We start from the raw sequence: 7278 nt of genomic DNA on the forward strand, positions 1-7278 counted from the left end.
CCGCACCTCCGTGTAGCCTCGGCCCCCGAAACCCCGCAGGGCCGCGCCTCCCGCGCCGTGCCGAATCCGTCCCGCACGGGAGGACCCCGGATGTCTGTCTACCTCACCGCAGTCGCCGCCGTCTGGGGAATCGTGGCGGGCCTCGCGTTGCCGCGCGCCATCCACCGGCTCGCGGTCGCGTCCGGGGAACCGGTGCGCGCGGACGACGAGGACGGCCTGCCGTACCCCCCGGGCCCGCGCGGCTGGATCGGCGGGAGCAGTGGGATCGGCGGGAGCAGTGGGAACAGCGGGAGCAGCGATAACGGTGGGACGGGCACACGGCAGCGCCCGTACGGCACCGTGCTCCTCTGCGTCACGGCCTGCGCCGCGCTCGCCGCGCTCGTCGGGGCGCGTCCCGAACTGGTGGTGTGGCTGCTGCTCGTGCCGCTCGGCGTGCTGCTGGCCCGTATCGACCTGGCCGTCTTTCGGCTCCCCGACGTCCTGACCCTCCCCGCGCTGGCCGGCACGGCCGCCCTGCTGGGCGCCGCCGCCCTGCTGCCGGGGCACGAGGGCTCCTGGCCGCGGGCGTTGCTCGGCGGGGTCGTCCTCGGGGCCGTCTACTTCCTGCTGTTCCTCATCAACCCGGCCGGCATGGGCTTCGGTGACGTGAAGCTCGCCCCGACGCTCGGCCTCGCCCTCGGCTGGTACGGCTGGCCGGTGCTCTTCGCGGGCACGTTCGCGGGGTTCGTCCTCGGCGCCGTCGCCGGGCTCGTGCTGCTGGCCACCCGCCGGGCGAACCGTAAGACGCCCCTGCCCTTCGGGCCGTTCATGCTGATCGGCGCGCTGGGCGGAGTGCTGCTGGCGACCGCCTGACCACCACCGGCACCACCCCGCCCGACGCAAAGCGAAGGAACGCGCCGCGAAGCAACGCGCCGCGAAGCAACGCGCCGCGAAGCAACGCGCCGCGACGACGTCAGTCCTACGCCTCGCTGCTCACCGACCAGAGGTTCACGCCCTCCGGCTCCACCGCGTACTGGTCGATCTCCGCCAGCTCCTCCGTCGTGAGCTTCGGCGCGCCGACCGCCGCCACGTTGGCCTCCAGCTGCTTGACCGACGACGCGCCGATGAGCGCCGAGGTGACGCGCTCGTCGCGCAGCACCCAGCTCAGCGCGAGCTGGGCGAGGGACTGGCCGCGGCGCTGCGCGATCTCGTTGAGGGCCTGGAGCCGGGTGACCGTCTCCTTGTTGACCAGGCCCGGGTCGAGGGACTTGCCCTGGGCGGCGCGGGAGTCGTCGGGGATGCCGCCGAGGTACTTGTCCGTCAGCAGACCCTGGGCGAGCGGTACGAAGCCGATGCAGCCCATGCCCTCGTCGGCGAGGACGTCGAGCAGTCCGTCGTCCTCGATCCAGCGGTTGATCATCGAGTACGAGGGCTGGTGGATGAGCGCCGGGACGCCCAGCTCGCGCAGGATGCGGGCCGCCTCGCGGGTGCGCTCGGGGCTGTACGAGGAGATGCCGACGTAGAGCGCCTTGCCCTGCTGGACGGCGGAGGCCAGGGCGCCCATCGTCTCCTCGAGCGGGGTCTCCGGGTCGAAGCGGTGCGAGTAGAAGATGTCGACGTAGTCGAGGCCCATGCGGGACAGCGACTGGTCGAGCGAGGCGAGCAGGTACTTGCGGGAACCGGCGTCGCCGTACGGGCCCGGCCACATGTCCCAGCCGGCCTTGCTGGAGATGACCAGCTCGTCGCGGTACGGGCGGAAGTCCTGCGCCAGGATCGTCCCGAAGTTGGACTCGGCGGCGCCGTAGGGCGGGCCGTAGTTGTTGGCCAGGTCGAAGTGGGTGACGCCCAGGTCGAAGGCGCGGCGCAGGATCGCGCGCTGCGAGTCGAGGGTGCGGTCGTCACCGAAGTTGTGCCACAGGCCCAGCGAGATCGCGGGGAGCTTCAGCCCGCTGCGGCCGGTGCGGCGGTACTCCATGGAGTCGTAGCGCTCGTCGGCGGCGCGGTAGAGGGAACGGTTATTCATGCACTCTGCCTATCACGCCTCCGGGCCCCCGGATCCGAACCGGAAGCCGGGCACCCGGTTCGTGTGCTCACCGCCGCGCGCAGTACTGTGGCGATCGGGTGACGAGCGCTGGAGGGGCTGGTACGCGATGAATCTGCGCGACCTGGTGTATGGGCTGTATGCCCGCCGAGTGGAGCACCGCCTCGATCTGGCCCAGGGACCCAAGCACATCGGTGTGATCCTGGACGGCAACCGGCGCTGGGCCAAGGCCGCGGGCGGTACGACGGAGCAGGGCCACCGGGCCGGCGCCGACAAGATCGCCGAGATGCTGGGCTGGTGCGAGGAGACCGGGGTCAAGGTCGTCACGCTCTGGCTGCTGTCGACCGACAACCTGGACCGTCCCGCCGAGGAGCTCGTCCCGCTGCTGGGCATCATCGAGGGCGCGGTGAGCGGGCTGGCCGAGACCGGCCGCTGGCGCATCCACCACGTCGGCACGATGGACATGCTGCCGGCGCGCACCCAGTCGGTGCTGAAGGAGGCCGAGCAGGCCACCCATGGCGTCGAGGGCATCCTCGTGAACGTCGCGGTCGGCTACGGCGGGCGACAGGAGATCGCGGACGCGGTCCGCTCGCTGCTGCACGAGCACGCGGGGCGCGGCACGTCCATCGAGGACCTCGCCGAGCTGCTGGACGTCGAGCACATCGCGGAGCACCTCTACACCCGCGGTCAGCCCGACCCGGACCTCGTCATCCGCACCAGCGGAGAGCAGCGGCTGTCGGGCTTCATGCTCTGGCAGAGCGCCCACTCCGAGTACTACTTCTGCGAAGTCTTCTGGCCGGCCTTCCGCAAGGTCGACTTCCTGCGCGCGCTGCGTGACTACGCGGCGCGGCACCGCCGCTACGGTTCGTAGCCGTCCGAGGCCGGCTCGACGACCACGTCCGGACGACCGCGAGTACCCCCTCCTGCCGATCCCGGGTACCTCCTGCGGCCGACCCCGAGTGGCCGCTCCGTAGCCTCCTTCGGCCATCTGCCGCAGCATCTTCCGTTCATCTGCCGCACTTTTTTCGGGCCCGCGCCAGGATTGATGGCACAGCTGTCATATGCAGTCGCATAGGCACCCGCTTTCGAGGGCATACACCGGTCAACAGCGGACGGCACCCAGGTTCGTCCGCCCGGGAGGCCCATTGCCCACGGACGTGCCGTTTACGGAGGGCCGCGGACCGGCCCACGCGCCCGGTCCCGGCCCAGTACAGCGCGACGTTGTCGCACCCCGACCTCTGCCCGAGGGGGTTCGTCCACACGTGGTGAAAAGCAAGAATCGCCGGGAGCACGACCGGCGCACTTACGTCCTCGACACCAGCGTCCTGCTTGCCGACCCCAATGCCCTCACCCGCTTCGACGAGCACGAAGTCGTGCTCCCGGTGGTGGTGGTCACGGAGTTGGAGGCCAAGCGGGCCCATCCAGAGCTCGGCTACTTCGCCCGACAGGCGTTGCGGCTGCTCGACGACTTCCGGATCAAGTACGGGCGTCTCGACGCCCCGATCCCGATCGGCGAGCTGGGTGGCACGCTCCGCGTCGAACTGAACCACTCGGACCCCGGGGTGCTCCCCGTCGGGTTCCGGCTAGGTGACAACGATTCGCGCATTCTGGCGGTCGCCCGCAACCTCCAGGCCGAGGGGTACGACGTCACGGTCGTCTCCAAGGACCTGCCGCTGCGGGTGAAAGCCTCCTCCGTCGGCCTCGCGGCCGAGGAGTACCGGGCCGAGCTGGCGATCACGTCGGGCTGGACCGGTATGGAGGAGCTGCTGGTCGACGCGGAGGAGGTGGACAGGCTCTACGCGGAAGAGGTCATCGTCCTGCCCGAGGCAGGCGACCTGCCCGTGCACACCGGACTGGTCCTCCAGTCCGAGCGCGGCAAGGCGCTCGGCCGGGTGACCGAGGACGGCCGGGTGCGGCTGGTGCGCGGCGACCGGGAGGCCTTCGGGCTGCACGGCCGCAGCGCGGAACAGCGGGTCGCGCTGGATCTGCTGCTCGATCCCGATGTGGGGATCGTGTCGCTGGGCGGCCGGGCCGGCACCGGCAAGTCGGCACTGGCCCTGTGCGCGGGCCTGGAGGCGGTGCTGGAGCGTCAGCAGCACCGCAAGGTGATGGTCTTCCGGCCGCTGTACGCGGTCGGCGGACAGGAGCTGGGATACCTGCCGGGCAGTGAGTCGGAGAAGATGAGCCCCTGGGCTCAGGCTGTCTTCGACACCCTGTCCGCGGTGACATCGAAGGAGGTCATCGAGGAGGTCGTGGCGCGGGGCATGCTCGAAGTGCTGCCACTGACCCACATCCGCGGCCGGTCGCTCCACGACGCGTTCGTGATCGTGGACGAGGCCCAGTCGCTCGAACGGAACGTCCTGTTGACCGTTCTGTCGCGTATCGGTGCCGGATCGCGGGTCATTCTGACCCATGACGTGGCACAGCGGGACAACTTGAGGGTCGGGCGGTACGACGGTGTGGTGGCCGTCGTCGAAAAGCTCAAGGGACATCCGCTCTTCGCGCACATCACCCTGAACCGGTCCGAACGCTCCCCGATCGCCGCATTGGTGACGGAGTTGCTGGAGGACAACGGGGTATGACCCGGTAACCGTGCGTGAGTTGAGGCTGCTGCGTCCCCAAGGGGCGCAGCAGCCTAGCGTTGTGGGGCGCGCCGCGCCGGGGTTTTCCGCTCATGAAGCCGTGTGACGTTTGCCACGCATCCGTAAATTGCTTGACGGCCTTCCCTTCCCGCTAGGGTGTGACGCTGTCAGGCCCCGCTTACGGCGCACCCACACCCCCAGCGGTGTGGAACCCCAGAACTGAACAGCGTTGCCGCCGTAAGCCGCCCGAGCACCACGCGGAATCCCGTCAGGGACCCGCACCGGGCCAGTGCCCCCGTGACCAGTCGGACCGTTCGCGGTCCGGAACAAGGGGAGGCCAGCGTTCAGGGGCACGATTCGGTCCGCGAGGTCACCACGCGGACGGTGCTGGAAGGACAATCGTGTGAGCCGGATCTCGGTCCGGGGATTCGCAGTGGCCTCGGCCACCGCAGTCACCACCGTGGGCGCCGTAGTCGGCGTCGCAGCAGGCGCTGACCAGGGCTCCAACCAGCCTGTCGAGGCCGCCGGCGCGACGACCGTACTCGCGGACATACCCGCTGGCCAGCAGGTTCAGCAGGCTTCACTGACGCAGCAGGCGCAGGCACAGTCCGACGCCGCCGACGCGACAGCGAAGAAGGCAGCCGAGGACAGCGCGCGCCAGCAGGCAGCCAAGGACGCCTCCGCCAAGAAGAAGGCCGCCGACGAAGCGGCCGCCAAGGCGAAGGAAGCCCGGGAACTGGAGGCGAAGGCGGCGGCGAGCCGTTCCGCGGAGCGTGCGACGTTCGCGGTCAAGAGCTCGTACACGACGGCCGAAGTCAAGGCCATGGCCCTGCAGATCGTCGGCTCCAGCCAGTTCCAGTGCTTCTCCAACATCGTGGAGCACGAGAGCGGCTGGGACTACACGGCGACCAACCAGTCCTCTGGCGCGTACGGACTCGTGCAGTCCTACCCGGGCTCGAAGATGGCTTCCGTCGGCGCCGACTGGCGGACCAATCCGGCCACGCAGATCAAGTGGGGCCTCAACTACATGAACGAGCGGTACGACAGCCCGTGCGGTGCCTGGTCCTACTGGCAGCAGCACCACTCGTACTGAGTCACGGCGGCCGGTTCGTCCCGGTATCAGGTGAGCTTTCCCGTGTGCCCCCCGACCCCAGCCGGTCGGGGGGCACACGCATGAGCGGAGCGGTACAGGGCGGGCGGCAGGAGAGGCAACCCCGGGCACGGGTAACGTCGTCCTCCTCACCGATGCCGGTGCGGGTGCCGGAACGAAGGGGCAGGGGAACGCGATGTCGGAAAAGCGCCATTGGAGCGCGGTGGTTGCCTCCAAGCTGGCCAAGCTCGCCGACCGCCTCGACGAACGGCGCGCGGAGGTGACGGCCGAACAGGACGAGCAGCCCGACGCCCCGCCGCCGAAGACCAGGCCGCGACCGCATGTCCCGCGGAAGGCCGGATCCGGGACCGCAGCCGGGTCCGAGCCGAGGCCCGCGCCCAAGGCCGTGGCGGCCGCCGGCCATCCGCCGCAGGCGCCGGGCGGCGCACAGCTGCCCGACCCGCTGGGCGTCGTGCCGTGGAGCATGCGCGTCGCGGCCGAGGTCGCCTGGCGGCTGCTGGTACTGGCCGGCACCGTCTGGGTGCTGATGCGGATCATCGGCGCCATCCAACTGGTCGTCCTGGCCTTCGTCGCCGCGCTCCTCATCACCGCGCTGCTCCAGCCCGTCGTGGGCCGGCTCAGACGCGCCGGGGTACCGCGCGGCCTCGCCACCGGCATCACCTTCATCGGCGGCTTCGTGCTGATGGGCCTGGTCGGCTGGTTCGTCGTGTGGCAGGTGATGGACAACGTCGACGACCTGTCCACCAAGCTCACCGACGGCGTCGCCGAGATGAAGCGCTGGCTGCTCAACAGCCCGTTCCACGTCACCGAGGACCAGATCAACCAGCTCGCCAAGAACCTCACCGACACCATCAGCACGAACACCAAGGCCGTCACCGACGCCGGCCTCCAGGGCGTCACCGTCATCGTCGAACTGCTCACCGGCATGCTGCTCGCGATGTTCAGCACGCTCTTCCTGCTCTACGACGGCCGCAACATCTGGAACTGGACCCTCAAGCTCTTCCCGGCCGCCGCCCGCGACGGGCTGGCGGGCGCCGGGCCGCGCGCCTGGCGGACGCTGACGCTCTACGTGCGCGGCACGGTGATAGTGGCCCTCATCGACGCCGTCTTCATCGGCGTGGGCATCTGGTTCCTGAACGTGCCGATGGCGGTGCCGCTGGCCGTCGTCATCTTCGTCGCCGCCTTCGTCCCGCTGGTCGGCGCGGTCGCCTCGGGCGCGCTGGCGATGGTCGTCGCGCTCGTGACCGAGGGGCCGTTCACCGCCCTGATGGTGCTCATCGTGGTGCTCGCGGTCCAGCAGATCGAGGGCCACATCCTGCAGCCCTTCATCCTCGGCCGCGCCGTCCGCGTCCACCCGCTGGCCGTGGTGCTCTCCGTCGCCGCCGGCTCGCTCATCGCCGGCATCGGCGGCGCCGTCGTCGCGGTCCCGCTCGTCGCCGTGACGAACACGGTCGTCGGCTACCTCCGCAGCCACGCCCGGGAGGCCGCCATGGTCACCGAGCCCGGCCCGCACGGCGCCACGGTCGAGGAGCTCGCCCCGATCGGCGGCCTGGCGGAGGGGAGCT

The 7278-nt window shown here is 70.4% G+C and carries 6 protein-coding genes; 5 read left to right on the top strand and 1 reads right to left on the bottom strand.

Features of this window, described 5'->3' with window-relative positions; all coding sequences use genetic code 11:
• Window positions 1–90: 90 nt before the first annotated feature.
• On the top strand, window positions 91–852 hold the full coding sequence (locus tag O3W51_RS32135) for a prepilin peptidase (RefSeq protein WP_269287949.1): 762 nt from the start codon (window positions 91–93) through the stop codon (window positions 850–852).
• A 106-nt stretch (window positions 853–958) separates the two neighbouring features.
• On the opposite strand, the gene mgrA is transcribed toward O3W51_RS32135, so the two are convergent.
• Window positions 959–2002: an L-glyceraldehyde 3-phosphate reductase gene (gene mgrA / locus O3W51_RS32140; protein WP_138352122.1), complete on the bottom strand. Its 1044-nt coding sequence runs from the start codon at window positions 2000–2002 to the stop codon at window positions 959–961.
• A 127-nt stretch (window positions 2003–2129) separates the two neighbouring features.
• Between mgrA and O3W51_RS32145 the strand changes: the two genes are divergently transcribed.
• From O3W51_RS32145 to O3W51_RS32160, 4 genes are all read left to right on the top strand, one after another.
• A complete protein-coding gene (locus O3W51_RS32145; protein WP_269287950.1) occupies window positions 2130–2891 on the top strand; it encodes an isoprenyl transferase in 762 nt (253 codons plus the stop codon).
• Window positions 2892–3282: 391 nt separating this feature from the next.
• Entirely contained in the window at window positions 3283–4602 is a 1320-nt protein-coding gene (locus tag O3W51_RS32150; RefSeq protein WP_138352120.1) for a PhoH family protein, read from the top strand.
• A gap of 403 nt (window positions 4603–5005) precedes the next feature.
• The gene (locus O3W51_RS32155) at window positions 5006–5695 is read left to right on the top strand and encodes a transglycosylase SLT domain-containing protein (RefSeq protein WP_138352119.1); all 690 of its coding nucleotides are present in this window, start codon (window positions 5006–5008) and stop codon (window positions 5693–5695) included.
• A gap of 193 nt (window positions 5696–5888) precedes the next feature.
• The coding region (locus O3W51_RS32160) for an AI-2E family transporter (RefSeq protein WP_269287952.1) at window positions 5889–7278 on the top strand (1390 nt) is incomplete at its 3' end.

It is taken from the genome of Streptomyces sp. H39-C1, assembly GCF_027158125.1.
Lineage (GTDB): Bacteria > Actinomycetota > Actinomycetes > Streptomycetales > Streptomycetaceae > Actinacidiphila > Actinacidiphila fildesensis.

Bases quoted from the DNA above. Each gene is read 5' to 3' on its own strand.
- O3W51_RS32135 (WP_269287949.1), top strand. From the start codon at position 91: ATGTCTGTCTACCTCACCGCAGTCGCCGCCGTCTGGGGAATCGTGGCG.
- mgrA (WP_138352122.1), bottom strand. From the start codon at position 2,002: ATGAATAACCGTTCCCTCTACCGCGCCGCCGACGAGCGCTACGACTCC.
- O3W51_RS32145 (WP_269287950.1), top strand. From the start codon at position 2,130: ATGAATCTGCGCGACCTGGTGTATGGGCTGTATGCCCGCCGAGTGGAG.